The organism is Mesorhizobium sp. M1307 (assembly GCF_040318155.1).
In the GTDB taxonomy this organism is placed as follows: Bacteria; Pseudomonadota; Alphaproteobacteria; order Rhizobiales; family Rhizobiaceae; genus Mesorhizobium.
On record NZ_JAMYLR010000008.1, the window covers coordinates 1 to 24,960 of the forward strand.

The following is a 24,960-nucleotide window of genomic DNA, read 5'->3' on the forward strand; positions in this document are numbered from 1 at the left end:
GTTCCCATCAGCCATCGCATCAAGAAATGCGCCTGGAACGACGACTATCTCATCAATGCCATCACTCATATGCGATAGCCCTGCCCTCAAGGGGGAGATTGGCAGCTTCGTTCTTGGCACCTTTCTTGCACCGTTAGAGATTGGCGAAGGCATTCGCGAAATCCAATCTCCCCCTTGCGGGGGAGATGTCCGGCAGGACAGAGGGGGTGCTGTCCCGCCAGCGTTAGCAAAGATCCTGCACCGCAACGACGCTCTTGCGTTACTCCCGAGCCGAGCGCAGGCGCAGCGCCCCTGAAAGCTCCCCTCAGTGGCGCTTCTTGGCCCTGCCGGCGAACGGGTTGTCCGAGGTGCGCAAGGCGATGCGGATCGGCACGCCGGGCATGTCGAAAGCCTCGCGCAGGCTGTTCGAGAGATAGCGGACATAGGATTGCGGCATCGCATCGGGGCGAGAGCAGGAGACGACGAAGCCCGGCGGCCGCGTCTTGGCCTGCGTGACATATTTGATCTTCAGCCGACGCCCGTCATCGGCGAGCGGTCTCTTGCTTCAATGAGGTTTTTCGGTGGCGTGCTGCGGTCAGGGGCTAATTCCCCGAGGGCCCCGGCGTAGCTGAATCTGGCGGGTACCGCAGCATTTCTTGAACTTCATACCTGAACCGCAAGGACATTGATCATTGCCGCCGCGTTGCAGCCGGCCGACCAGGGGCAGCAGCGCTGCGGAAGGCAGGAGCGCTGCCGCAAGGGCAGCCAACTTGGCCGAGATCCCCGGTACGACGAGGCGACGACCGGATTTGAACCCTCGCCACGCCCGTTCAGCCACATACTCCGGATCCACCTTGGGCAAGATGTTGAAGAGCACCGTCTGATTGGCGCCTGACCTTGCGAGAAACTCCGTCGACACCGGGCCTGGTGCAACGCATGTGACCGTCACACCGGTTCGGCGCAATTCCTGGTGAAGCGCCTCTGAGAAGAAGCGCACGAAAGCTTTGCTAGCGAAGTACAGAGCCATATAAGGCCCGGGAACGAACCCGGCCACGGAACTGAGATTGAGCACCCCGCCCCGTCGGCGCGCCACCATTCCCGGCAGAAAATGGAGGGTCAGTTCTGTGAGGGAATGTATGTTGAGATCGATGATGCCGAGTTGACCATCAATAGGCAGCGCCGTCGTCGCGCCCCGCAGGCCATAGCCGGCGCTGTTGACCAGGACATCACAGACCAGGCCGTGTGCGGACAGGAAGCCCTCCAGGCGCGTTGGCGCATCGCCTGCCACGAGATCCAACTCGAGCGTGAATGCCTCGCCACCCCTCTCCCGAACCTCAGACGCCGCAGCGGCCAAACCCTCGGGCGAGCGGGCAACCAGCACAACCGCACCGCGCTCCCGTGCAGCGACGCTCGCAATTGCCCGGCCAATTCCACCCGAGCCGCCAATCACGACGACGGCTGGCCGGAATTCACAGCGCGAAATCATGTCGCGTTCCTCTGTCCTGCAGGAGCGGCAACACTTTGATCGAGCAGCATCACTTCATTGGCGACAATGCCGTTCAGGATCTTTTCGAATCTCTCCAGTGCTCGTGCAACGTTCGCTCCATCCATGACCCGGTGATCGTAGTGGATGCGGACATTCACCGATCCGTCTTTGCCGATGGGACCGTAGTTGAGAAGCGTGGTCAATGGTGTCAGCGGGTTGAGTGATTCCGCACCGAGACCAGAATAGACGGACAGTTGGAAGGTACCGAAGTAATTTGACCTTTGCCGGGCGATGTTCAACCCTAGCCACATAAGCAGCCACCTGACTGGCGCGGGCGCACCTGCCATGCGCAAGGCACGCCGGAACTCCGGGACCTCCAGGATCGGCCGTGATCGAGCCGCGTGGATGGATCCCTCAAGTTCCGTGATGGAGTAGCGTTCCGGGCGCTTGATGCAGCTCAGCAGAACGGCCGGCTCGCCATCATATTCGCGCTCGTGGGCAATCGAGGCTACGCTTGCCGGATACTCGTAAAGCTGCGGCCAGGGCAACTTGACATAGGCGCGCCGCAGCTCCGGCATCTCTAGGGCGAGAAGCGCATATCCTTTCAGGAAGATCGCGGTCCACGAGGGCCTGGCCTGCTGCGCCATCCTAGCCCTTACGAGTGGGCCGAGGTTCATCTGACGCTGCACCGCGACCCGTGGCACGCCGATCGAAAACCTCATCAGATCGCCAACAAGGCGCCGGGGCGCGGAAAGCTTGAGGGCTCGGCCTCGCATCAAACGTACCTCTAATAAAGATAAGGGAATATTCGCTTGGTCTTTTCCATATAGGCACGGTATTGCGGACCGAAATTCTCCAGCATCATACGCTCTTCCTCGTCCACTCTCAGCAGGAAAAGGACTGCGAACCCAATCAAACCCGATATGCCCGCAATCCAGTTCGGCAGCAGAAAGACCTGGCCGAGCCCCATAAGCAGGAAAGAGGTGTACATAGGGTGACGGACCAAGGCGTATGGCCCGGCGCTGACCAGTTCATGCCGTTCGCGGATCTCCAGCGTAATCGACCAGTTCCGGCCAAGTTCCTTGTGGGACCTGCGAAAAACCCATAGCGCGGAGCAGAAGATGATTGTGCCGAGAGCCACGGCCCACGCGCTGGCCGGGTGGTCAGCCGCTGCGGGCATGCCGGTGACAACATAGAAGGCAGGCAGGATTGCGAGGCCAAACAGAGCAGATGCAAGCCCGACGATGTCGGAACGTGAGCGGTAGCCAGTTACAATTCGCACGCGCCTTGCCCGGCGCTCGAAGGGATACCGGATCACGTACCAAGCAACGATGCCGATTACCCAAATGACCTCGCCAAGTGAGGCTGCCGCAATGCTCACTTCAGGTCACCAGCGCCCTTTCTGCGATCGCGACTGTAGCAGCTGCCCCTGAGTATGGCCAGTTCACCCATCGCCTCGATTTCGTCACCGGCCGACCTTCAGGCGCAGCGATCCTCTCCGAGTTAGTCCGCAGACGCGAAAGCCGGAGGGGCAGTACCGATCGCATTCGGTCCCATTCATCCCTCGAATCTTGGTTATGTATTCATCTCCCGAAGCTCGGTTATGAATTGTTGCGGCCGGAGCTGAATGGCGGGAGTCTTATATCCCATGGAATGAGCGATGTCCGCCACGAAGCCGTTGCAGTTCAAGACCGTCGCCTGCCAGACATGCGAGCTCGCCTGCAGCTTGCGGATGTAGGCAACGACTTTGTCGTATTCGGCCCGGGTCAATATGATTTGCCAGCTTGCGGATCTGTATGGTTCTTCCAGATCACCGTCGCTCCACCCGGTTTCGGCTGGCACCGGCACGATATGGCCCAGAACATAGGGAACCGCACTGTTCGAAGCCGGGTGAAGGCCCGCGACTTGGGGATCGATCATTCTCCCGGCCCGGTCCAGGCGCCCAAAAACTGCGTAGGTGTGGCCGTAGCTTAGGGCGTAGCGGGAGCGGAACTCGATGAAGTACCGCTCGTCGTTTTTTTGAGGCGCAGCTCCGCCATTGGCATAAGATACGAAATTCGGCTGGGGCGGCAGGTCTTTCGTCTGACATGCCGCTGCCGGGAGGGCCACCAACGCCACAAGCAAGAGACGGCTACTTACAAGCGTCATCGCCGCGTCCATTCCCGAACTTCACGAAGCACAGACCTAATAACGGCCTATGCCCGCCAACCGCGCCGTATGCTATGAAGCCGGCCAAAGCCCCGGCTGCGTATGTATGGGGAAGGGCTTGGCACCCCTTCCCCATACAAGCCGGTCCTTACTTAATCACTGGTTCCTCTACCGGAGCGGGTGCCGGAGCCTTACCCTTTCCTTTGCCGATCCAGTCGTTCGCGCAGCCGCTCAGGCTGGCAACGGCGAGCACAGTAACCATTGCAATCAATATCCTGTTCATCAAGCAATCCTTTCCCCGGGGGCGGAATAGCCTATAGAATCGCCACAACTAGAACGATATGCAGCCCCACCAAGTTAGCTGCGATCTACACCAACGCCTAGTGCAGAAATGACACAGTTGGCACCCGGTTGCCGGCGGCACCTTTGCGGTGACGTGCTGGCAGGGTTCACCATCCAACGGAGATCAAGCCTGCCCACCATCAAACAACCACCACCGTCGTGCCCAAAGGAGTACGGTCGTAGAGGTCAATGACGTCGTCATTTATCATACGGATGCACCCGTTCGATACCGCTGTGCCTATCGTCCATGGCTCGTTTGTACCATGTATCCGGAAGTGGGTGTCGTGCCCGTCGCGATAGAGATAAAGGGCACGCGCACCAAGCGGGTTGTTTGGTCCGCCAGGGACCCCCCCTGCATACTGCACCAGGCGCGGCTTGCGCTTCATCATGCTGGCGGTGGGTGTCCACGACGGCCAGTCCGCCTTGCGGCCGACGGTCGCTGTACCCTTGAACGAAAGTCCCTGCTCGCCGACGCCGACGCCGTAGCGCGTCGCCCACCCGTCCGTCTCGACGGCATAGAGAAAACGTTGCGAAGTATCGACGACGATTGTTCCGGCCGGCTCGTTTCCGTCGTACCGCACATGCTGCCGTCGGTAACGAGGATTCAGGCCACGCCTTGGTCCGAACGCGGATGAAATCGACGTACATCCGGAGACCATCAGAGCCAGACTACCCAGCACGAGCCCCCGGCGCGCAATGTGGTGTTCTTCCATTTCTACCTGCTAGGAAACTGGTCATCTACCGCCGCCCTCGTCTCTACCATTCCAAGGGCTGCGGGCCAAGTCTCGCTGTGTGGTGGCAAAAATGAATTCACAGGATTGACAAGCGAATTGGAGCGAAACTTCTTGCGATAACCGTCTGCCTCTGTTTCGGTTATGTCAAAATGGGCATAGGACAGAGACGATGAAGCCTGACTTCCATAGTAAAGTCGCGATTGTGACCGGCGCAGGCTCCGGAATAGGAGCCGCTGTTTCACGGCAACTCGCGCAAGGAGGAGCCGAGGTTGTTGTCGCCGACCTTGACGCCGAGGCCGCGCAGTGCAAAGCCGCCGAAATAAGCTCGCAAGGAGGCAGGGCCTACGACTTTGCGGTAGATGTCACGGATGCAGCAGCCGTGGAAAAGCTGATCGAGTTCACTGTCCAGAAATGCGGCGGACTGGATATGGCGGTAAACAATGCAGGTATCGACGGCGTTCGAAAAGCAACGGCAGACTATCCGCTCGACAACTGGCACAAGCTGATAAACGTCAATCTTAATGGCGTTTTCTACAGCATGAAGTACGAAATCGCCGCGATGCTGGATCGAGGCGGAGGCGCCATCGTGAACATGTCCTCCGTTCTCGGTTCCGTCGGCTTGCCAACTGCGTCCGCATACACGGCAGCGAAACACGGAGTCGTTGGACTAACCAAAGTTGCGGCGATCGAATATGCCAGGATGGGCATCCGGATCAATGTAGTCGGCCCCGGCTGGATCGAAACGCCTCTTTTATCGGAGCAAATGGAGGCATTAGCCAGCCGGCGCATGGCAGGTCTTCAGCCGATGGGCAGGCGCGGGAAACCGGAAGAGGTAGCGGCTCTTGTATGCTTCCTCTTGTCCGACCAGGCCAGCTTTATCACTGGGAGCTACCATCTGGTGGACGGAGCTTACACCGCCCATTAGGTGCAGAGGCTGCCCCCACTCGCGCCGGCCACCGTCAGGGCGATGACGCCGGAGATCGCCGGGCTGCCCGCACTGCCTGAGATGGGCCTGTTGCCGCATCGCAAGGAAGGCCGAGCCAGACCCGGTGGCGGCGCGACTTGCCGACATCCTGCTGCAGGTGTCGGTGGAATCGCCTTCCCGAAAATGTGCAGGCGCTGCCCGCGAGCGGCCTGCGGAGCGTAGCCTGATGCTGGCGCCCAGAAGACGCGCAGCTCAGCGGCGCTTCTTCGCCCTGCCGGCGAACGGGTTGTCCGAGGTGCGCAAGGCGATGCGGATCGGCACGCCGGGCATGTCGAAAGCCTCGCGCAGGCTGTTCGAGAGATAGCGGACGTAGGATTGCGGCATCGCATCCGGCCGTGAGCAGGAGACGACGAAGCCCGGCGGCCGCGTCTTGGCCTGCGTGACATATTTGATCTTCAGCCGACGCCCGGCGACAGCGGGCGGCGGATGATGCGCCAGGATGCCTTCCAGCCAGCGGTTGAGCTTGCCGGTCGACACACGGCTGTTCCAAACTCGATGCGTCCGGATGACGGCATCCATCAGCTTGTCGAGGCCACGCCCGGTCTCGGCCGACACCGGCACCGCCTGCATACCGCGCGCCTGGGGAAGAAGCCGCTCGGTTTTTTCGCGCAGCTCGGCCAGCAGCTCCTGGGGATGGTCGACAAGATCCCATTTGTTGAAGGCGATCACCGGGGCACGGCCCTCGCGGATGATCAGGTCGGCGATCTGCAGATCCTGCTTCTCGAAGGGAATGGTGGCGTCGAGCACGATGATGACGATCTCGGCAAAGCGGATGGCGCGCAAGCCGTCCTGCACCGACATCACTTCGAGCTTTTCGTGGATCCTGGCCTTGCGGCGCATGCCGGCGGTGTCGAACAATTTTAAGCGGCGGCCATGCCAGTCCCAGTCGACCGAGATGGAATCGCGAGTGATGCCGGCCTCAGGGCCGGTCAACAACCGCTCCTCGCCGATTAGTGCGTTGATCAGCGTCGACTTGCCGGCGTTGGGGCGGCCGACGACGGCGATGCGCATCGGTTTGGTGTCGTCATAGCTCGGCTCTGCGTCCGGGTCGGTAACATCCTCGCCGATCAGCACCTCGCTGGCGGCGACCTCCTCCTCGCCGGCCTCTTCGTCCTCGCCGAAGGCGCGCGCCTCGCCCAGTGCCGCGATCACCGCGTCGCGCAAATCGGGCAGGCCCTGGCCGTGTTCGGCCGAGACCGGGATCGGTTCGCCAAGGCCGAGCTCCCAGGCCTCCAGCATGCCGCCCTGGGCGCCGCGCGCCTCGGCCTTGTTGGCGACGACGACAACCGGCTTGCCGGACTTGCGCACGATCTCGGCGAAGGTCTTGTCGTCGGGCATCAGCCCGGACTTGGCATCGATCGTGAAAAAGATCAGGTCGGCTTCGCGGATGGCGATCTCGGTCTGGGCGCGCATGCGGCCGGGCAGCGTCGAGGCGGCCGCATCCTCGAAGCCGGCGGTGTCGATGACGTCGAAATGCAGATCGTAGAGTTTTGCGGCATGGACGCGGCGATCGCGGGTGACGCCGGGCGTATCGTCGACAAGCGCCAGCTTCCTTCCCACCAGCCGATTGAAAAGGGTCGATTTGCCGACGTTAGGCCGGCCGATGATGGCGACTTTGAAGGTCATGGACTATCACGACACGCCGCCCGAGCCACGGATCAGCTCGGACATCAAAGTCGCCCGCTCGCGCGTGTTGCGCGGGGCGCCGTCATCCGCGGCGATCTGGTCGAACAGCTTCAATGCATCCGCCGCCTTGCCTTCCTTCCAGGCGGCAAGGCCAAGCGCCTCGCGCGCCGTATGGCGCAGCGTGTTGGTGTCGGCGGTGAGCGCCTCGACGCGGCTGGAGACATCGGCGAAAGAGCCGTGGTCGACCAGAAGCAGCGCTGCCCTGAGACGAGCCATGTCGCGAATGCCGGAGGGGATCTTGGTGTCGGCGGCGACCTCGTCGAAATCCTTGACGGCGGCGTCGACGTCGCCCTTATCCGCCTTGACGGTTGCCGCGCGCATGCGGGCGAGCAGCGGATAGGCGCCGTAGCCGTCCTTCTCCAACGCCTCCAGAGCGGCAAGCGCCTCGTCGTTCTTCCCGTCATTGGCAAGCTTGAGCGCCTGCGAAAAAGCATCGCCCGAGCGGTTGGCGCGAGTTTCGTCCCAATAGCGGTAGCCGACGACAGCAGCAGTGCCGAGCACCACCAGCACGGCCAGCACGATCAAGGCGGGACCGAAACGGTCCCACAGCGCATGCGCCTGGTCGCGACGAATCTCTTCGTTGACTTCGCGGATAAAACTGTCGTCCGACATGGATCAAAACCATTTCCTGCCCCGGGCGGGGCGGTTGATGAGCCCGCGTTTTAGCGAAATTTTGCCGGCATGGAAGGGGTTCGGCAGGAAAATCGCCTATTCACGAGGCAGTCACCGCCAACGGCGGCCGTACAGGTCGATCGTACCCGTGCCATATTTCACCGGTAGGCGTCGCTTCTACATTCCTTGATCCGGTCAGATGCCTTTGCCCCGTTTGTCCCGCGTTGTTGCGTTTTCGATTGCCGCGCTTGCTACCGGCGCGGCTTTTGCCGACCCGCCGGCGCCGCCGGCAAAACCGAAGCAGATCGTCATCATCTCATTCGACAGCGCCCGCGACATTTCGCAGTGGCAGCGCAGCCGGGCGCTGGCCCGGCGCACAGGCGCGCATTTCACCTATTTCGTCTCCTGCGTGTTCCTGCTGTCGCCCGAGACGCGCAAGCAATACACCGCGCCCGGCAAGACAGAAGGCAAATCGAATATCGGCTTCGCCGCCTCCAAACAGGAAGTCGCCGAGCGGCTCGAGCAGATCAACCTCGCCGCCTCGGAAGGCCACGACATCGGCAGCCATGGCTGCGGCCATTTCGACGGCAAGGACTGGAGCAAAGCCGACTGGCTAAGCGAGTTCGGCTCCTTCAGGCATGTTCTCGAAAACGCCTATTCGATCAACGGCATCGCACCCGAACCAACGGGCTGGCGCGATTTTGCGCGCAAGTCGGTGGTCGGGTTCCGCGCGCCTTATCTGTCGGCAAACAAGGCGCTCTACGAGGCGCTGACGGCGGCCGGTTTCCTGCTCGACGCAAGCGGCGTTTCGCGCGGGCCGGTCGAGCCGCCGACTGTCAACGGCATCACGCGCTTTTCGCTGCCGCAGATCCCGGAAGGGCCGAGCTCAAGGCGGGTGATCGCCATGGATTACAATCTCTATGTCAGACATTCCGGCGGCTTCGAGCGGCCGAGCAGGGCAGAAGAGTTCGCTGACCGGACCTATAACGCGTTCCGCGCCGCCTTCGATGCGCAATACCAGGGCAAGCGCATTCCGCTTGAGCTCGGCTTCCATTTCACGCTGATGAACGACGGCGCCTACTGGAACGCGCTGGAACGCTTTGCCGGCGAGGTCTGCACCAGGTCCGATGTCGAGTGCATCAGTTTTCGCGACTACGTTTCGCGGCGAGGCGAAAGACAGGCAGCTGTGGGCGGCTGAGCCGCAAGTGATCGCCGCTGCCCCATCTCAGCTTGCCGGCTGATCCTCCGGACGCAAGCCGGCTTGCTCACGTTCGAGATAACGCTGGTCGATTTCCGGCAGCGGCTCGCCTTCGAGCGTGGCCTCGAAGGCGCGCAAGCGTTTGTAGATCGAGATCAGTTCCACGACCGTCGGCCAGGCATTGACCAGATACTGAAATGAAGATCGGACCTGCTCAAAGGAGTTGAGAATCTGGTTCAGAGCGCCGAGCTTGATCTTTCCCGCGACCATCGTAGGGACAAGAACAATATATGGAAATATATTGTCGATCTGTAGATAGAATATTCTAGCGACGTTAAAATATAAGTAGTGGAAGTATTTACGAAAATAGATGCTTCTTACACTTCTAAAAAGGTCAGCGACAGTTGGCGGTTGGGCGCGATCTGCATCGTCCTCACCATAGACCAATTCTTTGCGGTAGGCTGCCTCGACACGTTGGGTGCGGAATTCGAGACCCGGCAGTTTGATTCCTACCGCAGCTAAGAAGGTAGTTCCGAAGGCCGACCAAAGGATTGCTACAACGACCAGGGAGTAAGGCACCGTGCCGACAATCGGCAGTTCCGTGACGTTTTCAGAGAGATGCAGCAGCACGGGAAGGAACGCTATCAGTGTCATGATGGACCCGACTAAGCTTACGCCCAGATCCTCCATCGTGCTGGAGAAGCGCATCGTGTCTTCTTGAACACGCTGGGACGCACCTTCGATGCGCCTCAATCTTTCCCAGTTGGTCATGTAGTATTCGTTCATTGCGGTGCGCCAACGAAATATCCAATGACTTACAAAAAACCGGTTGAGGGCGCCAACGGTCACAGCCAGAAGCGCAATCCACATGATTGTCAGCAGTTGGATATAGAAGTCCCACGGCGTCGTAGAGTACGGTGTGCCTAAAGCCTTCTGAATAAGATCGTAGAAAGGGCCATACCAGTCATTGAAGGCGACATTTACCTGCACCTGGTAATAGATCACAAAGAGAATCAGTGAGGTGCCAAGGATCGACCAATTCCGCCATGGATGAGGTCGGTACCAGGCCCAAAAGCCGTAGAAGATGAGGACGACAGCCGCAAAATATATATAGAACCAGAGAAATGGCTTCGACCAAAAGAGCGACACGCCAATGATCTTGTCGACGCCGGCGGCCATCGGGGGCAGTCCAAACACTGCTCCAAGTTGCTCTCCTCCAAAAAACCAAAACAGAACGGCCGCGAGGCTCCAGACGGCGACCGAACTGAAGAACAGCTTCGGCTGCGGAAAAAACGATACGAACACTGTGGCGAAATCCTCGGTCGATGCGCAAATCAGCGGGTTCAGCGGGCATAAAGTCACACATTAGCGGGAAAGAAAATGCCCGTGCCCAACGCCCGGCGCCGAGCAAGACCATAATCATGGCGATTTTGGCGCAGCCGACCAGGCGATCGCACCCGAGGCGAGCAGGACGGCGGCGGCCACGATCGAGGCAAGGAAAAAGTTACCCGAGGCCTGCGCAAGCAGACCGGCGACGATCGGGCCAATGATCTGGCCGAGGCCGAAGGCGGCCGTCATCACCGCCAGCATCCGGCGTGGTGCTTGCGGGGCAAGCTGCCGTCCGGCCTGGAGGCCAAGCGCGGTTATGGCGATGAAGGTGCCGCCGACAAGAAGGCCGCCGAGCAGCGGCCCGGTGCGCCCGCCCATGACGACACTGGCGCTGACGCCGACCACCTCGACCAGGCACCCCAGGGCGTAGGTGGCATAGAGCCCGATTTTAGCCGTAAGCTTCTGCCACAGCCAGACCGATGGGAAACCGGCAAGTCCGGTGACCATCCAGACCACGGCCTCGAAGACGCGGCCGCCGCCGCCCTGGCGGACGATGGCGACCAGGAACGTTGCCGTGACGATGTAGCCGAAGCCGAACAGGCCGTAGGCGACGATGATCTTCACCAGCGACCGGTCTTTCGGCAGTGCCGGCTCGCTCCCGGTGGTGCTGTTCGCGGCCGAGGTGCCGCCGGCCAGCAAGGCGACGACGGCAAAGCCGCAGGCCGAAATCACCGCGGACCACAGCCAGCCCGCCGCCCAGCCGGCATGTTCGGTGACGAGGACTGCCAACAGCGCCGAGGACGCCGCGATGCCGAGGCCGACACCGCCGAAATACAGCGCCTGCAGGTCGTTTCGCCCGGCCGCGGCGAGATGACCGAAAACGATGCTGGTCATGAAGACCAGCACGAAGGCGCTGGCGAGGCCGGCAAGAAAGCGGATGAGGAGAAAGCCGGGCATGGTGCCGCTCAGGCCCATCAGGCCGGCGAGGATCGCGGTGGCGGCAAGGCCGGCCAGCATCAGCTGGCGCTCGCGGCCTTGCGCCCAGCCGCCGGTGGCGGCAAGCGCGCCGACGAGATAGCCGAGATAATTGGCCGATGCGATCCAGCCGGCATCAGCCGGCGACAGGCCGAGCTCTTCCATCATGCCAGGCAGGATCGGCGTATAGACGAAGCGGCCGATTCCCATGGCGACGGCCAGGGCAATCATGCCGGCGATTGCCAGGCGCAAGGGCGAAGCGGCTTTCATCGCGATGCACAATAGGTGCGCCTGCCGGTCAGACAATCCGCCTTTTGTTGGGCCAGAAGGGTTGCGCAGCCGCGTCGGCGGCCGGCTCACCTGAAGTGCCAGCAAGTCCTTGTTCAGCCGCAGCAGGTCCTTGGCGCCGTCTCGAAGCGGGTACGACACGCGGTCAGCCTGAATGGCATGTCGGCGAGTTCGCGCTCCGACATGGTGTCGAGCACCGGATGCGACAGCGGATCGGTCACCCAGCTGGTGGCCTGGCTGTCATCCCGGTGCGGCTGCGCCCCGATCGGGGAAAAGGCGCCAAGCCATGACAAAATCTTCATCGGATTTGCCTCCTCACTCTGAGTAGCCCACTTAGAATCCGCCGTTCCTTAGCGTCTGGCAATTGAGATTTCAGCCGCTCCAGTTTAGAAAAACTGTATGGCTACTCTGAACCGCGTCCATCTCAACGGCTTGCGCGCCGTGGAAACTGTTGCCCGCCTGGGCTCGCTCGCGGCGGCGGCCGGCGAGCTCAACGTCTCGGTCAGCGCCGTCAGCCAGCAGATCAACCGAACAGAAAAGCAGCTCGGCCGGGCGCTATTCGAACGAACGCCAGCTGGCCTGGTGGCGACGGAATTCGGCACCGTCTTTACCGCGCGGCTCAGCGCAGGCTTCCGCGAACTCGCACAGGCGGTGGCGCTTGCCGATGAAAGCTCGGAGTGCACGCTGGTGGTTTCGGTGGCGCCGGCTTTCGCCTCGAAATGGCTGCTGCCGCGGCTGTCGCGGCATTTCGCCCGGCATCCGAACGTGCTTCTGCGCATCGATGCCTCGGTGCGGCTTGCCGATCTCGATCGTTCGGACATCGACGTCGCCATTCGGCTCGGCGACGGCAAATGGCCGGGCGGGCGGGCCGAATTGCTGCTGGCGCAGGAGGTGTTTCCGGTCTGTGCACCGGTGATCGCCAGCAAGCTGAAATCGATCGAGGACCTTGCTTTGACCTGTGCGATCACGGACGAAAGATCGATGATCAGTTGGGAGAGCTGGTTCGAAGCGGCCGGAGTGGAGCCTGTCACCTTCATGAAGGGCGCGCGCTTCACCGATCCGATGCTGTGCCTGGAATCGGCGATTGCCGGCCACGGCGTCATGCTCGGCTGGCAGTTGCTGGCCGCCGACGCGCTGGCTGACGGCCGTCTCGTTGCGCCGTTCGGCATACGCGCCCAGAGCGGGCTCGGCTATTGGCTGGTGACCTCGGCCAGCAAGAGCGAAAGCCGTAAGGTCAGGGATTTCAAGACCTGGATCCGCGAAGAGATCGAGGCGACGATGGCGCAGTTCAGGTCGCTCGAGAGCGCGCGCTAAACCTGCCGGCACATCACAGTGGAAAGGTCGGCAGCGCCGGTCTATGTAAGAAACAGTCCCCAATCACGGCAGGCAGGATCATGACCACACATTCGCGCGGCGTTTCCGCAAGCATCGACCCGGTGAAGCTCGACAGGCTGGCGGAGGTCGCCGTCAAGGTCGGGCTGCAATTGCAGCCGGGGCAGGATTTGGTGCTGACCTCGTCTATTGCCGCGCTGCCTTTGACGCGGCGGATCGTCGAGCACGCCTACAAGGCAGGCGCGGGCCTGGTGACGCCGATCTTCAACGACGATGAGATCACTCTCGCGCGCTTCCGCTACGGCGCCGACGCCGGCTTCGACCGCGCCGCCGGCTGGCTCTATGAAGGCATGACAAAAGCCTTCGCCAACAATGCGGCGAGGCTTGCCGTGCGCGGCGAGGATCCGTCGCTGCTTTCGGCGCAGGACCCGGCAAAGGTGGCGCGTGCCAACAAGGCGAATTCGATGGCTTACCAGCCGGCGCTGGAGAAGATCACCGGCTTCGACATCAACTGGAACATCGTCGCTTATCCCGATGAGGCCTGGGCCAAGCAGGTATTTCCGGACGATGCCGAAGACGTCGCCGTGGCCAAGCTCGCCGACGCTATCTTTGCCGCCTCGCGCGTGGATGTCGAAGACCCGATCGGCAACTGGACGGCGCACAATGCGGCGTTGAAGAGCCGCACCGAATGGCTGAACGGCCACAATTTCCACGCACTGCATTTCACCGGCCCCGGCACCGACCTGACCGTCGGGCTGGCCGACGGCCACGAGTGGATGGGCGGCGCCTCGACCGCCAAGAACGGCATCACCTGCAACCCCAACATCCCGACCGAAGAGGTTTTCACCACGCCGCATGCAAGGCGCGTCGAAGGCCATGTCACCAGCACCAAGCCGCTGTCCTATCAGGGTACCCTGATCGACGGCATTGCGGTGCGTTTCGAGGCGGGCCGCATTGTCGAGGCCAAGGCCACGAAGGGCGAGGATGTGCTGCAAAAGGTGCTCGATACCGACGAAGGCTCGCGCCGTCTCGGCGAGGTGGCGCTGGTGCCGCATTCCTCGCCGATCGCCAAGAGCGGGCTGCTGTTTTTCAACACGCTGTTCGACGAGAACGCCGCCTGCCACATCGCGCTCGGCCAGTGCTATTCGAAGTGCTTCGTCGACGGCGCCTCGCTCAGCCAGGACGAGATCGCGGCGCGCGGCGGCAACAAGAGTTTCATCCACATCGACTGGATGATCGGCTCGGACAAGATCGACATAGACGGTGTCCATAAGGACGGCAGCCGCGTGCCGGTGATGCGCAAGGGCGAGTGGGTTTAGGCCCGGGATCTCTAAACGAAGGCCAGCAAGCAGCGGCGCCTGCTGGCCCATGCGGAGTTGGCAATGGAGCTCGCGGTCAAGCGCATCTATGAGCCGCCGGCGCCCGATGACGGGCAGCGGGTGCTCGTCGACCGCATATGGCCTCGCGGCGTCCGCAAAGAGGACGCGGCGCTGACGCTCTGGCTAAAGGACATCGCGCCAAGCAATGGGTTGCGCAAATGGTTCGGCCATGAGCCGGCGCGCTGGGCGGAGTTCCAGCGGCGATACCGCGATGAGCTCGACCGGAACGGCGAGGCGGTGGCGGAACTACGTGCCTTGCTCCGTGAAGGCAAGGTGACGCTGCTCTACGGCGCCCATGACGAGGCGCACAACAATGCGGTGGCACTGGCGAGCTATTTACGTGGGATCAATTAGCCACGCCGGCGGGACAGCGCCCCCCTCTGGCCTGCCGGCCATCTCCCCCTCAAGGGGGTGTTTGGACCGGAGACATCGCGAACAGGTGTGCGAGGACATCGCGAACAGTGCTCCATGCTATCTCTCGACGAGGTTGAGGTCGATGGTTTGGATTTTCTGATGGCGGAAGAAGACGTTGAAGACGCCGTCCTTGTCGGTCGCACGGAAGGCGACGGCGCGCCCGGCGAAGGCATTGCAGATCTTGAAGTGGCGGCCGAACAGCGAGGTCGCGCCCTTCTGCTGGATCTTGCGGATATGGTCGCCGGGCGCATAGTCGAAGGGCTGCGGGGTCTCCCTGAAGTCGCGCGGGGAAGACCGGTAGCGGTCGAGCGGCACGGCGCCGGCGATCGCCTCGTGCGGGCGCTCTGCATTGTAGATGTGGCGCCAGCGGTCGAAGGCCCGCTGGGCCGCCGCCAGGTTCTCGAACGGCGGTCCCTGCAGCGCCTCGGCCTTGAGCGTGCGGTGAAAGCGCTCCTCCTTGCCCAGCGTCTGGGGATGATACGGCCTGGAATGCCCGATGGCGATGCCGATTTCGATCAGCCAGACGCCGAGCAGGGTAAAGTCGTTGCGGCCGCCATCGCCCCAAGGCGGGCCGTTGTCGGTGGCGATACGAAAGGGCAGGCCATAGCGGCGGAAGGCCGTGATCAGGCGCGTTTTCACGGTTTCGGTGGTCTGGTCGGAGCAGGCCGACAGCACGATCGAGAACCGCGAATGGTCGTCGAGCACGGTCAGCGGATGCAGGCGCCCGGCGCGCAACGGCACATAACCCTTGAAGTCCATCTGCCACAGATCGTTGGGCGCGTCGTGCTCGAAGCGGATGAAGGGCTTTGCCCCGCCGCCCAGCGCCCCGAGCTCGACGCCGTTGCGACGCAAGATGCCGGTCACCGTCGAGGGCGACGGACAGCCAATCCCCTGGCGCGCCAGGACCCGGGCGATCTTGCGCCCGCCCCAGGCCGGATGTGCCGCCCGCACCGAAAGCGCCGCTGCTTCGACCTCCCAGGCGCTGCGCCTGGGACTCGAGAGCGGTTGGCGCGAACGCTCCAAAAGCCCGGCCTCGCCCTCCGTCCGATAGCGCGCGATCAACTTGTGAGCCACGGTCCGACCGATCCCAAAGCGCCGGCACAACGCGCTCACATTCGCCCCCGGCGCGCTCGCCAATCTGACAAATTCCAGCTTCTGTTTCATCGCGCTCGTGTCCTCGAATGGCATCCCGAACCTCCCGGCGCAAAGCGCGCCAAACTGTTCGCGATGTCCTCGCACACCTGTTCGCGATGTCTCCGGTCCAAACACCCCCTTGAGGGGGAGACGGCCGGCAGGCCAGAGGGGGGTGCTGTCCCGCCAGCGTGGAAGCGATCATCTCAATTTCCCTCGAACACCGGCTTCTCCTTAGCCACGAAAGCCGTGTACGCCCGCTCGAAATCGCGGGTCTGCATGCAGATCGCCTGCGCCTGCGCTTCCGCTTCGATCGCCTGGTCGAGACCCATCGACCATTCCTGGTTCAGCTGCGTCTTGGTCATGCCATGGGCGAAGGTCGGGCCGGAAACGATGCGCGCGGCCATGTCGAGCGCGTCGGCCTCGAGCGCCGCGGCATCGACCAGCCTATTATAGAAGCCCCAGCGCTCGCCTTCCTCGGCACTCATCGTGCGGCCGGTATAGAGCAGCTCGGCGGCGCGGCCCTGGCCAATGATGCGCGGCAGGATCGCGCAGGCCCCCATGTCGCAGCCGGCAAGGCCGACGCGCGCAAAAAGGAATGCTGTCTTGGCTTGAGGCGTGGCGATGCGGATATCGGAGGCCATGGCGATAATCGCGCCGGCGCCGACCGCCACGCCATCGACCGCCGCAATAATCGGCTTGCCGCAATTCAGCATCGCCTTGACGAAATCGCCCGTCATGCGGGTGAAGGCGAGCAGCGCCTTCATGTCCATCTTGACCAGTGGGCCGATGATTTCGTGGACATCGCCGCCCGAGCAGAAATTGCCGCCATTGGGCAGGAACACCACAGCATCGACATCATCGGCGTAGACAAGGTCGCGAAATATGTCGCGCAATTCGGCATAGCTGTCGAAGGTCAGCGGGTTCTTGCGCTCCGGTCGATCGAGCCGGATCTTTGCGATCTTGCCTTCGACCTGCCAGAGGAAATGCTTCGGCTTGCGGCCGGCCAGCTTCGTCATTCCCGTCCCTCCCAATTGCTGCGGAAGGAGGTCAGCATGCCGGTCAGCCGGCGCGCCTCATCCTCGCTCACATTGCCCAGCAACTCGCCGACCCATTTTTCATGCGCGGCGGCGATCACGGCGAAAATCTTCGATCCCTCTTCCGTCAGCCGCACCATCGAGGTGCGGCGGTCGCCATTGCGTCGGGCCCGCATCACCAACCCTTCCGAGACCAGCCGGTCGATGATGCCGGTGACATTGCCGTTGGACACCAGCAGGAAGCGCGAAAGATCGCTCATCAGCATGCCCTCCGGCGCGCGGTAGAGCGCGGCCATCACGTCGAAGCGTGGCAGCGTTGTGTTGAACTCTTGCCGCAGTCGTTCGCGCAGCTCGGCCTCGATGGTGCGCGAGGCGCGCAGCAGGCGTATCCACAGCCGCAGGCGGTCCTTGCCGGGTCCGGACGGGGCGGGCAGGGGACCGGCTACCATGTCTCACCTCCGGAGATCGAAATCGTCTGCCCGGTAATCGACCGGGCGGCGTCGCCACACAGATAAAGTACCGCGGCCGCAATTTCTTCCGGCTGGATGAAGCGGCCTTGCGGGTTGGTCGCGGCTAGGCTTGTCCGTGCCTGCTCGGACGAGCGGCCGGTCGTTTGGACGATGCGCTGGACGGTGCTCCCCAGCATCTCGGTTTCGACAAACCCTGGGCACACGGCATTCACTGTTATGCCGGACTTGGCGGTCTCGACGGCGAGTGCCCGCATCAGGCCGACGACGCCATGCTTGGCGGCAACGTAAGCTGCGACATAGGGATAACCTTTCAGTCCGGCGGTGGAAGCGACGAAGATGATACGGCCAGTCTTGCGCACTGCCATGCCGGCCAACGCCGGCTTCACCGTCAGGAACGCACCGGTCAAGTTGACGTCGAGCGTGCGCTGCCAGTCTGCCAGCGAGGTCCGCTGCGCCGGGGCACTGCCGGACATGCCGGCATTGGCAACGACGATGTCGAACGCTCCGCGTGCCGCTTCCGCTGCCTCGTAGAGCGACGCCATCGACGTCTCGTCGGTGACGTCGGCGGCAATGGCGAAGATGGACTTGTTCTCCGCGGCGACCTCGGCAAGCGGCTCCACGCGCCGGCCGCAGATGGTCACGTCAATGCCCGCGCCGGCCAGCGCCAGCGCGATCGCGCGGCCGACGCCGGAGCCGCCGCCGGTGACCAGCGCATGACGCCCCGAAATCGTCGCCGCGGCACTCATACTTTCAACCCCGCTGCCGCTTCGCGTTCGGCCAGCCGGTAGAGCTGGTCGCGGCCGGGCAGATAGGGATCCGGCCATTTGACGCCGCGATCGCCAAGCGTGACGGCCGCGTGCAGCGTCCAATACGGATCGGCAAGATGCGGCCTAGCCAGTGCGACGAGATCGGCGCGGCCCGCCATCAGGATCGAGTTGACGTGGTCCGGCTCATAGATATTGCCGACCGCCATCGTCGCCATGCCGACCTCGTTGCGGATGCGATCGGAAAACGGCGTCTGGAACATGCGGCCATAGACCGGTCTTGCCACGGCCGAAGTCTGGCCGGCCGATACGTCGCAGATGTCTACGCCGGCCTCATGCAGCAGCCGCGCGATCTCTACGGCATCGGCCGGCGTCACGCCTTCGATGCCCAGCCAGTCATTAGCGGAGATGCGCATCGAGATCGGCTTCTCGGCCGGCCACGCGGCGCGCACCGCATGAAAGATTTCCAAGGGGTAGCGCATGCGGTTTTCCAGCGAGCCGCCATAGGAGTCGGTGCGCCGGTTGGTCAAGGGCGTGATGAAGGAGGACAGGAGATAGCCGTGCGCGGCGTGGATTTCGAGCATGTCGAAGCCGCAGCGCGCCGCCATCTCGGCCGAAGCGACAAACTGGTCGCGCACCATATCCATGTCGGCGCGGTCCATCGCCTTCGGCACCTGGTTTTCCCGCGACCACGGCACGGAAGACGCTGCCATGACGGGCCAATTGCCTGAGGGCAGCGGCACGTCGGTTCCCTGCCAGCCGAGCCTGGTCGACCCCTTGGCACCGGAATGGCCGATCTGGGCGCAGATCTTGGCCTCGGTTTCGGCATGGACGAACTCGACCAGCCGCTTCCAGGCGACCTCATGCTCGGGCGCATAGAAACCGGGGCAGCCAGGCGTGATGCGGCCCTCCGCGCTGACGCACGTCATCTCGATATAGAGGAGACCGGCGCCGCCCTTGGCCCGTTCGGCGTAATGGGCGAAATGCCAATCGGTCGGACAGCCGTCGACCGCTTTGTACTGCGCCATCGGCGAGACGACGACGCGGTTCTGCAGCGCCATGCCGCGCAGCCGGAACGGCGCGAACATCGGCGCGCGACGCAGATTGTTGCCCCCGGCGCCGGCCTGGCGCTGGAACCACTCCTCGGCGCCGGCCAGCCATTCGGCATCGCGCAGCCGCAAATTCTCGTGACTGATGCGTTGCGAACGCGTCAGCAGCGAATAGTTGAACTGCACCGGATCGAGGCCGAGATAGCGCTCGACCTCCTCGAACCATTCGAGCGAATTGCGCGCCGCCGACTGCAGCTTCAGCACTTCGGTGCGGCGGGCGTCCTCATATTTGCTAAAGGCGGCCTCGAGGTCTGGCTCGGACTCGACATAGTCGGCCAGCGCCACCGCGCTTTCCAGCGCCAGCTTGGTGCCGGAACCGATCGAGAAATGCGCGCTCGCCGCCGCGTCGCCCATCAGCGCCAGGTTCTTGTAGGACCAGCGTTCGCACAAGACACGCGGGAAATTGATCCACGCCGAGCCGCGGATATGATTGGCGTTGGTCATCAGCGCGTGGCCGCCGAGATGGCGGGCAAAGATGCGCTCGCAGACGGCAATCGATTCCTGCTGCGACATCGCGCCGAAGCCGAAGCGCTGCCAGGTCTGCTCGCTGCATTCGACGATGAAGGTCGCGGTGTCGCTGTCGAACTGGTAGGCATGCGCCCACACCCAGCCGTGCTCGGTCTTTTCGAAGATGAAGGTGAAGGCGTCGTCGAATTTCTGGTGGGTGCCGAGCCAGACGAACTTGCATCTACGGATGTCGATATCGGGCTTGAACACGTCGACGAAGGCGCTCCGCGCTTTCGAGTTCAACCCGTCGGCGGCGACAACCAGGTCGTGCGTCTCCATATATGGCTTGGGATCGGCGATGTCGGTTTCGAAGACCAGCTTGACGCCGAGTTCGCGCGCCCGCCGCTGCAGCAACGTGAGCAGCCGCTTGCGGCCAATGCCGCAAAAGCCGTGACCGGTCGAGACCGTGCGCACGCCGTCATGGATGACGGCGATATCGTCCCAATAGGCGAAATGCTTGCGGATCCAGACGGCGCTGACCGGGTCGTTTTTGGTCAGGTTCTCCAGCGTTTCGGCCGACAGCACGACGCCCCAGCCAAACGTATCATCGGCACGGTTGCGCTCGAACACCGTGACCTCATGCGCGGCATCCCTGAGCTTCAGCGAGATTGCAAAGTAGAGCCCGGCTGGTCCGCCGCCGAGAACCGCAACTTTCATCGTGCGATCTCCTCTTCGCTTCTGTTTGTCGAGTTTACGCCTGAGACGGATTAATTCAAGCTTGAAGTTTCAGGATTGAAACAATCCGCCCCAGAAATCCAGCTTGCCGGCAGTCGGCTTGCGCAGGCCAGGGACGCCCCGGGGCTATTTTTCCGGGTTCTTCGGGCTCCACAGCACCGTCTCCGCATCTTTTTCATAGGCCATGCCATTGGGATAGCTGATCGCTTCCAACTGCAAGCCCCAGGGCGCCTGGAAGTAGAGGATGGTCTGGCCGGCGGCCGGGCCTTCGGTAACCGGCAGCGGTCCCATCCGCGTCTTGACGCCCTTGCCGTCAAGATAGGCTTTTGCGGCGGCGATGTCGTCGACATAGAAGGCGATATGGAAGCCGCCTATGTCGCTGTTGCGAGGCCTCAGGTCCTTCTGGTCCGGCGCGGTGTATTTGAACAACTCGATGTTCGACCCGTGTCCGCAGCGGACCAGGGTGATCTCCTCAATCACCGCCTTGGGATCGACGCCCAGCAGATCCTGCATGAATGTGCCCTTGTCGTCGGCGAACGGGCCGAACGACATCGCCTTCTTGCAGCCAACCACCTCGGTGAAGAAATCGACCGCCTGCTCCATGTCGGGGACGGTGACGCCGGTGTGGTCGTGGCCACGCATGCCGGGAATGGAACTGGCGTAAGCCGTGCCGATGCCTCCCAGCACGGTGGCGGTGAGCGCTGCGTAGCGGATTGCATTCTTCATGTCAGTCATCCTCAATCGCGGGACATTTTGCCGGGTGCACGCCCGAGGCCCGCTCTTTAGCGTGCGAATAGGATTGTGTTTCATGCCGGCGCCTTTGCGGCGGGAAGTAGCCAGGCATCATCGATCTCGGGCAGCGGAATGGCGGCGAGCAGATCGCGCGTGTAGCCCTGCTGCGGCTGCTCGAACAAAGCGTCGGTCGCACTGGCTTCGACGATCGCGCCTTCGCGCATGACGATCACTTGCCGGCAGAGCCGCCGGATCACCGACAGGTCATGGCTGATGAAGGCAACGGTCAGGCCCATTTCGGCGGCGAGTTTTTCCAGCAGCGTCAGGATCTGTGCCTGCGTCGACACGTCGAGGCCTGAGACGATTTCGTCGGCCAGCACGAATTTCGGCGACAGCGCCAGCGCGCGGGCAATGCCGATGCGCTGGCGCTGGCCGCCCGACAATTCATGACGATAGCGGCTGGCGAAGCCTTGCGGCAGGCCGACGCGCTGCAATGCCTCCGCGACACGCCCCTTGAGATTGTCGCCAAGCCCGTTCTGCTTGAGCGGTGCTGCGATGATGCTGAAGATGGTGCGGCGCGGGTTGAGCGACGACATCGGATCCTGGAAGATCATCTGCAGATTGCGGCGCAGCGGCCGGAGCTCGGCCTCAGGCAGATGTGTGATGTCGCGGCCGTCGAAGATGACCTTGCCGGCGCTCGGCTCAAGAAGCCGCACTAAGGCGCGGCCAAGCGTCGATTTGCCGGAGCCGGATTCGCCGACGATGCCGGTCACCGATCCCTTTGGCAGGTCGAAATCCAGCCCTTTCAGGATCTCGGCCAAGGGCGCGCGGCCGATCAGCGGCTTGCGCGTCATGTCGGGCAGCGCGACCTTCAGCCCACGCACGGAAAACAGCGGCTCAGCCATGCGGGCGCCTCCAGGCCTGATCGGCGGCGGCGATCTCCGAAGCAAGCCCGGCCAGCACCGCCTCGTCCACCGGCTTCAGCGAAGCGAAGGGGTCGGTGTAGCGTGGCGTCGCGGCCATCAGCGCTCGCGTGTAGGGGTGCTGCGGAGCGGCGAAGAGAGCGGCCGTTTCGGCCTCCTCGACCACCTTGCCGGCATAGAGCACCGAGACCTTCTGGCTGATCTTGGCGACGACGCCGAGATCATGGGTGACGAACAGGATCGCCGTGCCGTGCTCGCGCTGCAGCTGCGCGATCAGCCGCAGGATCTGCTTCTGCACGGTCACGTCGAGCGCCGTGGTCGGCTCGTCGGCGACGATCAGCCTTGGTTCGGCCGCAAACGCCGCGGCGATCAGCACGCGCTGGCGCATGCCGCCGGACAGCTCGTGCGGATAGCATTTGAGGACACGCTCGGGGTCGCGGATCTGCACCTCGTCCAGCAATTGGCGAATGCGTGTATCGGCCTTCTCACCGCTCCAGCCGAGGATGCGCACCAGCCGGTCGGTCATCTGCGGGCCGATGCGGCGTGACGGGTTGAGCGCGGTCAGCGGGTCTTGCGGGATCAGCGCGGTGCGCGCGCCGATCAGCGTGCGCCTTGCCTTTGGCTGAAGCTTGCCGAGGTCCTCGCCCTCCAGCAGCATGTCGCCTTCGACGATGCGCACGCTCGAGGGCAGCACGCCAAGCACCGCCTTGCCGATCATCGTCTTGCCGGCGCCGCTCTCGCCGACCAGCGCGCGCACCTCGCCGGGCTCGACGGCGAGCGACACCGAGCGCAGCACGCGCAAGCCATTAGGCAGCACCGCGCTAAGGCTGCGTATGTCAAGGCAGGGTTTCGCCAGCGCGTTCATCGCAGCACCGGATCGAAACGTGCCCTGAGACCTTCGCCGAACTGGCTGAACGACAGCACTGTCAGGATCAGCGTGACCAGCGGGAACACCAGCACCCACCAGGCCTGATGGATCGACAGGCGGCCCTCGGCGATGATGCCGCCCCAGGTTGGGTCGTCGGTCGAGATCGACAGATTGACGAAGGACAGGATCGCCTCGACGATGACGGCAATGCCCATCTCCAGCGACAGCAGCGCGACGATCGACGGCACCACATTGGGCAGCACTTCGCGCAGCATGATGCCGATGCGGCTGTAGCCGGCGATGCGGGCGTTCTCGACATAGTCCATGCGCGACTGGCCCAACGTCTCGGCGCGGATCACCCGGCAGAAGCGCGTCCAGTCGATGACGGCAATGGCAATGATAACCGAGCTCAAGCCGGTGCCGAGCACTGCGACCAAAAGGATGGCAAACAGCACCGGCGGAAACGCCATCCAGACATCGACGATGCGCGAGATGATGCGGTCGGCCCAGCCGCCGAAATAGCCGGCGATCAGCCCCAGCGTCGAGCCGACCAGGCAGGCGGCAAGGGCTGCCGCGAAGGCGACGATGAAGGCGATGCGGGCACCGAAGATCAGCCGTGACAGAAGATCGCGGCCGAGGCTGTCGGTGCCGAGCCAGTAGCCGGGCTCAGCACCGCTCAGCCAGAACGGCGGCAGCCGCTCCAGCATCAAATCCTGCGCCAGTGGGTCCTGCGGCGCGACCAACGGCGCAAAAATCGCGGCCAGCAGCGCAATCAGCAGCCAGCCGCCGGCCAGCCACAGGCGTGCCCGCGAGCCATGTCTCGAAATGCGGGCCTCATCCATGGCGCAGCCTCGGATTGAGCAGGGCGTACATCATGTCGACGGCAAGGTTGATCAGCACGAACAGCAGCGCGAAGACCAGCACGATGCCCTGGATCAGCGGCAGGTCGCGGTTGATGACGGCATCGATCGCCATGTTGCCGAGACCTTCATAGGAAAACAGCCGTTCGACGATGACCGTGCCGCCGATGAGGAAGGTGAACTGCACGCCGACCAGCGTCAGCGTCGGCAGGGCCGCGTTCTTCAGCGCCTCGCGCAGGATGACCTGCGTTTCCGAAAAGCCCTTTACCCGCGCCAGCACGACGTAGTCGAGGTCGAGCACTTCCTTCAGCGACTGTTTCAGCAGCTGCGAGATGATCGCGGCCAGTGGCAGCGCCAGCGCAATCGCCGGCATCAGCATGTGTGCCAGCAGGTCCCTGGTCAGGTCGAAGCGCAGCCGTACGATGCTTTCGAACAGATAGAATTGCGTGACGAAGGGCAGATCGAGTTGCGGCGACACCCGGCCGGAAATGTCGAAAACCGGCACCAGCACGCCGAACAAAAGGATCAGCACCAAACCCCACAGGAAATCGGGAATCGAGAGCGCCGCACCGCTGGCGATGTCGATGCCAGCTTCGACCGCGGTGCCGCGTTCGCGCGCGCCGAGGATCGCCGTCGTGCCGCCGATCGCCAGCGCCATCACAAGCGCGACGATCGCGAGTTCCAGCGTCGCCGGCAGGCGGTTGAAGACCAGGCCCAGAACATCCTGCCGGAGCGAAATCGAAGTGCCGAAATCGCCCCTGACGACACCTGCCAGCCAGATGAAAAATTGCTGGACGATGGTCTTGTCCAGCCCGTAAAGCGCGCGCAGACGCGCGATGTCGGCATCGGTTGCACCGGGCGGCAGCATCATCGCGATCGGATCGCCTGGCGCGACACGGATGACGACGAAGACGACGACGGCCACGCCGAACAGCGTGATCGCCATCGTCAGAAGACGGATCAGGAATCTTTGCAGCAGCATGGTCGCCCGTGGCGG

26 protein-coding genes and 1 pseudogene are annotated in these 24,960 nt (G+C 63.0%); 5 read left to right on the plus strand and 22 right to left on the minus strand.

Going from position 1 to position 24,960, the window contains the following annotated elements:
- Window positions 1-304: 304 nt before the first annotated feature.
- The 7 genes and pseudogenes from NKH16_RS12095 to NKH16_RS12125 form a co-directional block, all read right to left on the minus strand.
- Window positions 305-535, minus strand: a pseudogene (locus tag NKH16_RS12095) (ribosome biogenesis GTPase Der); the annotation flags it as partial.
- A 39-nt stretch (window positions 536-574) separates the two neighbouring features.
- A complete protein-coding gene (locus NKH16_RS12100; protein ID WP_352449937.1) occupies window positions 575-1,465 on the minus strand; it encodes an SDR family NAD(P)-dependent oxidoreductase in 891 nt (296 codons plus the stop codon).
- Window positions 1,462-2,241, minus strand: coding sequence for a hypothetical protein (locus tag NKH16_RS12105; RefSeq protein WP_352449938.1), 780 nt, complete (start codon window positions 2,239-2,241; stop codon window positions 1,462-1,464). Before NKH16_RS12105 ends, NKH16_RS12100 begins: the two co-directional genes overlap by 4 nt.
- Window positions 2,242-2,252: 11 nt before the next feature.
- Complete coding sequence (locus NKH16_RS12110; protein ID WP_352449963.1) at window positions 2,253-2,840, minus strand: protein-S-isoprenylcysteine O-methyltransferase; 588 nt, start codon at window positions 2,838-2,840, stop codon at window positions 2,253-2,255.
- A gap of 200 nt (window positions 2,841-3,040) precedes the next feature.
- A complete protein-coding gene (locus tag NKH16_RS12115; RefSeq protein ID WP_352449964.1) occupies window positions 3,041-3,613 on the minus strand; it encodes a hypothetical protein in 573 nt (190 codons plus the stop codon).
- A gap of 148 nt (window positions 3,614-3,761) precedes the next feature.
- On the minus strand, window positions 3,762-3,896 hold the full coding sequence (locus tag NKH16_RS12120; protein WP_352449939.1) for an ABC transporter: 135 nt from the start codon (window positions 3,894-3,896) through the stop codon (window positions 3,762-3,764).
- 199 nt (window positions 3,897-4,095) lie between these two features.
- On the minus strand, window positions 4,096-4,668 hold the full coding sequence (locus NKH16_RS12125; protein ID WP_352449940.1) for a L,D-transpeptidase: 573 nt from the start codon (window positions 4,666-4,668) through the stop codon (window positions 4,096-4,098).
- Window positions 4,669-4,858: 190 nt separating this feature from the next.
- Between NKH16_RS12125 and NKH16_RS12130 the strand changes: the two genes are divergently transcribed.
- Complete coding sequence (locus NKH16_RS12130; protein ID WP_352449941.1) at window positions 4,859-5,614, plus strand: SDR family NAD(P)-dependent oxidoreductase; 756 nt, start codon at window positions 4,859-4,861, stop codon at window positions 5,612-5,614.
- 252 nt (window positions 5,615-5,866) lie between these two features.
- On the opposite strand, the gene der is transcribed toward NKH16_RS12130, so the two are convergent.
- A complete protein-coding gene (gene der / locus NKH16_RS12135) occupies window positions 5,867-7,300 on the minus strand; it encodes a ribosome biogenesis GTPase Der (RefSeq protein ID WP_352449942.1) in 1,434 nt (477 codons plus the stop codon).
- 6 nt (window positions 7,301-7,306) lie between these two features.
- Window positions 7,307-7,972, minus strand: coding sequence for a tetratricopeptide repeat protein (locus NKH16_RS12140; protein ID WP_352743418.1), 666 nt, complete (start codon window positions 7,970-7,972; stop codon window positions 7,307-7,309).
- Window positions 7,973-8,177: 205 nt separating this feature from the next.
- Between NKH16_RS12140 and NKH16_RS12145 the strand changes: the two genes are divergently transcribed.
- Window positions 8,178-9,170 (plus strand): polysaccharide deacetylase family protein, encoded by a 993-nt coding sequence (locus NKH16_RS12145; protein WP_352899745.1) that lies wholly within the window; start codon window positions 8,178-8,180, stop codon window positions 9,168-9,170.
- Between the two features lie 27 nt (window positions 9,171-9,197).
- On the opposite strand, the gene sbmA is transcribed toward NKH16_RS12145, so the two are convergent.
- The 3 genes from sbmA to NKH16_RS12160 all read right to left on the minus strand — a co-directional run bounded on the left by sbmA (window position 9,198) and on the right by NKH16_RS12160 (window position 12,064).
- Window positions 9,198-10,475 carry a peptide antibiotic transporter SbmA gene (gene sbmA / locus NKH16_RS12150; protein WP_031211034.1) on the minus strand — a complete coding sequence of 426 codons (1,278 nt, stop codon included), beginning with the start codon at window positions 10,473-10,475 and terminating at the stop codon, window positions 9,198-9,200.
- A 114-nt stretch (window positions 10,476-10,589) separates the two neighbouring features.
- Entirely contained in the window at window positions 10,590-11,705 is a 1,116-nt protein-coding gene (locus NKH16_RS12155) for a YbfB/YjiJ family MFS transporter (RefSeq protein WP_036237967.1), read from the minus strand.
- A 152-nt stretch (window positions 11,706-11,857) separates the two neighbouring features.
- Window positions 11,858-12,064 carry a hypothetical protein gene (locus NKH16_RS12160; RefSeq protein ID WP_023674059.1) on the minus strand — a complete coding sequence of 69 codons (207 nt, stop codon included), beginning with the start codon at window positions 12,062-12,064 and terminating at the stop codon, window positions 11,858-11,860.
- A 97-nt stretch (window positions 12,065-12,161) separates the two neighbouring features.
- Here NKH16_RS12160 and NKH16_RS12165 point away from each other — a divergent pair, with 97 nt between their 5' ends.
- From NKH16_RS12165 to NKH16_RS12175, 3 genes are all read left to right on the plus strand, one after another.
- Window positions 12,162-13,076 (plus strand): LysR substrate-binding domain-containing protein, encoded by a 915-nt coding sequence (locus NKH16_RS12165; RefSeq protein WP_352899547.1) that lies wholly within the window; start codon window positions 12,162-12,164, stop codon window positions 13,074-13,076.
- 80 nt (window positions 13,077-13,156) lie between these two features.
- Window positions 13,157-14,413 (plus strand): aminopeptidase, encoded by a 1,257-nt coding sequence (locus NKH16_RS12170; RefSeq protein WP_352569432.1) that lies wholly within the window; start codon window positions 13,157-13,159, stop codon window positions 14,411-14,413.
- A gap of 57 nt (window positions 14,414-14,470) precedes the next feature.
- Entirely contained in the window at window positions 14,471-14,827 is a 357-nt protein-coding gene (locus tag NKH16_RS12175; RefSeq protein WP_352569431.1) for a DUF488 domain-containing protein, read from the plus strand.
- A 117-nt stretch (window positions 14,828-14,944) separates the two neighbouring features.
- Here NKH16_RS12175 and NKH16_RS12180 read toward each other — a convergent pair whose 3' ends face one another.
- The 10 genes from NKH16_RS12180 to NKH16_RS12225 form a co-directional block, all read right to left on the minus strand.
- Window positions 14,945-16,075 carry an IS481 family transposase gene (locus NKH16_RS12180; protein WP_352899549.1) on the minus strand — a complete coding sequence of 377 codons (1,131 nt, stop codon included), beginning with the start codon at window positions 16,073-16,075 and terminating at the stop codon, window positions 14,945-14,947.
- Window positions 16,076-16,224: 149 nt separating this feature from the next.
- Window positions 16,225-17,037: an enoyl-CoA hydratase family protein gene (locus NKH16_RS12185; RefSeq protein WP_352899552.1), complete on the minus strand. Its 813-nt coding sequence runs from the start codon at window positions 17,035-17,037 to the stop codon at window positions 16,225-16,227.
- A complete protein-coding gene (locus NKH16_RS12190) occupies window positions 17,034-17,504 on the minus strand; it encodes a MarR family winged helix-turn-helix transcriptional regulator (RefSeq protein WP_023676834.1) in 471 nt (156 codons plus the stop codon). Before NKH16_RS12190 ends, NKH16_RS12185 begins: the two co-directional genes overlap by 4 nt.
- The gene (locus tag NKH16_RS12195) at window positions 17,498-18,271 is read right to left on the minus strand and encodes an SDR family NAD(P)-dependent oxidoreductase (protein WP_352777315.1); all 774 of its coding nucleotides are present in this window, start codon (window positions 18,269-18,271) and stop codon (window positions 17,498-17,500) included. The genes NKH16_RS12190 and NKH16_RS12195 overlap by 7 nt, the downstream gene beginning before the upstream one ends.
- Window positions 18,268-20,562, minus strand: coding sequence for a bifunctional salicylyl-CoA 5-hydroxylase/oxidoreductase (locus NKH16_RS12200; RefSeq protein WP_352899555.1), 2,295 nt, complete (start codon window positions 20,560-20,562; stop codon window positions 18,268-18,270). The genes NKH16_RS12195 and NKH16_RS12200 overlap by 4 nt, the downstream gene beginning before the upstream one ends.
- Window positions 20,563-20,706: 144 nt before the next feature.
- A complete protein-coding gene (locus NKH16_RS12205) occupies window positions 20,707-21,306 on the minus strand; it encodes a VOC family protein (protein ID WP_352899558.1) in 600 nt (199 codons plus the stop codon).
- 80 nt (window positions 21,307-21,386) lie between these two features.
- Window positions 21,387-22,217, minus strand: coding sequence for an ATP-binding cassette domain-containing protein (locus tag NKH16_RS12210; RefSeq protein ID WP_352899561.1), 831 nt, complete (start codon window positions 22,215-22,217; stop codon window positions 21,387-21,389).
- Complete coding sequence (locus NKH16_RS12215) at window positions 22,210-23,100, minus strand: ABC transporter ATP-binding protein (RefSeq protein WP_352836859.1); 891 nt, start codon at window positions 23,098-23,100, stop codon at window positions 22,210-22,212. The genes NKH16_RS12210 and NKH16_RS12215 overlap by 8 nt, the downstream gene beginning before the upstream one ends.
- Window positions 23,097-23,945: an ABC transporter permease gene (locus NKH16_RS12220; protein ID WP_352899564.1), complete on the minus strand. Its 849-nt coding sequence runs from the start codon at window positions 23,943-23,945 to the stop codon at window positions 23,097-23,099. Before NKH16_RS12220 ends, NKH16_RS12215 begins: the two co-directional genes overlap by 4 nt.
- Window positions 23,938-24,945: an ABC transporter permease gene (locus NKH16_RS12225; RefSeq protein ID WP_352448553.1), complete on the minus strand. Its 1,008-nt coding sequence runs from the start codon at window positions 24,943-24,945 to the stop codon at window positions 23,938-23,940. The genes NKH16_RS12220 and NKH16_RS12225 overlap by 8 nt, the downstream gene beginning before the upstream one ends.
- Between the last annotated feature and the right edge of the window lie 15 nt (window positions 24,946-24,960).

Excerpts from the sequence above, each read along its gene's own strand:
- NKH16_RS12155 (WP_036237967.1), bottom strand. The coding sequence starts at position 11,705 with ATGATTGCCCTGGCCGTCGCCATGGGAATCGGCCGCTTCGTCTATACG.
- NKH16_RS12125 (WP_352449940.1), bottom strand. The coding sequence starts at position 4,668 with ATGGAAGAACACCACATTGCGCGCCGGGGGCTCGTGCTGGGTAGTCTG.
- NKH16_RS12180 (WP_352899549.1), bottom strand. The coding sequence starts at position 16,075 with ATGCCATTCGAGGACACGAGCGCGATGAAACAGAAGCTGGAATTTGTC.
- NKH16_RS12215 (WP_352836859.1), bottom strand. The coding sequence starts at position 23,100 with ATGAACGCGCTGGCGAAACCCTGCCTTGACATACGCAGCCTTAGCGCG.
- NKH16_RS12205 (WP_352899558.1), bottom strand. The coding sequence starts at position 21,306 with ATGAAGAATGCAATCCGCTACGCAGCGCTCACCGCCACCGTGCTGGGA.
- NKH16_RS12195 (WP_352777315.1), bottom strand. The coding sequence starts at position 18,271 with ATGAGTGCCGCGGCGACGATTTCGGGGCGTCATGCGCTGGTCACCGGC.
- NKH16_RS12105 (WP_352449938.1), bottom strand. The coding sequence starts at position 2,241 with ATGCGAGGCCGAGCCCTCAAGCTTTCCGCGCCCCGGCGCCTTGTTGGC.
- der (WP_352449942.1), bottom strand. The coding sequence starts at position 7,300 with ATGACCTTCAAAGTCGCCATCATCGGCCGGCCTAACGTCGGCAAATCG.
- NKH16_RS12220 (WP_352899564.1), bottom strand. The coding sequence starts at position 23,945 with ATGGATGAGGCCCGCATTTCGAGACATGGCTCGCGGGCACGCCTGTGG.
- NKH16_RS12100 (WP_352449937.1), bottom strand. The coding sequence starts at position 1,465 with ATGATTTCGCGCTGTGAATTCCGGCCAGCCGTCGTCGTGATTGGCGGC.
- NKH16_RS12140 (WP_352743418.1), bottom strand. The coding sequence starts at position 7,972 with ATGTCGGACGACAGTTTTATCCGCGAAGTCAACGAAGAGATTCGTCGC.
- NKH16_RS12115 (WP_352449964.1), bottom strand. The coding sequence starts at position 3,613 with ATGACGCTTGTAAGTAGCCGTCTCTTGCTTGTGGCGTTGGTGGCCCTC.
- NKH16_RS12165 (WP_352899547.1), top strand. The coding sequence starts at position 12,162 with ATGGCTACTCTGAACCGCGTCCATCTCAACGGCTTGCGCGCCGTGGAA.
- NKH16_RS12225 (WP_352448553.1), bottom strand. The coding sequence starts at position 24,945 with ATGCTGCTGCAAAGATTCCTGATCCGTCTTCTGACGATGGCGATCACG.
- NKH16_RS12190 (WP_023676834.1), bottom strand. The coding sequence starts at position 17,504 with ATGGTAGCCGGTCCCCTGCCCGCCCCGTCCGGACCCGGCAAGGACCGC.
- NKH16_RS12130 (WP_352449941.1), top strand. The coding sequence starts at position 4,859 with ATGAAGCCTGACTTCCATAGTAAAGTCGCGATTGTGACCGGCGCAGGC.
- NKH16_RS12120 (WP_352449939.1), bottom strand. The coding sequence starts at position 3,896 with ATGAACAGGATATTGATTGCAATGGTTACTGTGCTCGCCGTTGCCAGC.
- NKH16_RS12200 (WP_352899555.1), bottom strand. The coding sequence starts at position 20,562 with ATGAAAGTTGCGGTTCTCGGCGGCGGACCAGCCGGGCTCTACTTTGCA.
- NKH16_RS12210 (WP_352899561.1), bottom strand. The coding sequence starts at position 22,217 with ATGGCTGAGCCGCTGTTTTCCGTGCGTGGGCTGAAGGTCGCGCTGCCC.
- NKH16_RS12170 (WP_352569432.1), top strand. The coding sequence starts at position 13,157 with ATGACCACACATTCGCGCGGCGTTTCCGCAAGCATCGACCCGGTGAAG.
- NKH16_RS12185 (WP_352899552.1), bottom strand. The coding sequence starts at position 17,037 with ATGACGAAGCTGGCCGGCCGCAAGCCGAAGCATTTCCTCTGGCAGGTC.
- NKH16_RS12160 (WP_023674059.1), bottom strand. The coding sequence starts at position 12,064 with ATGAAGATTTTGTCATGGCTTGGCGCCTTTTCCCCGATCGGGGCGCAG.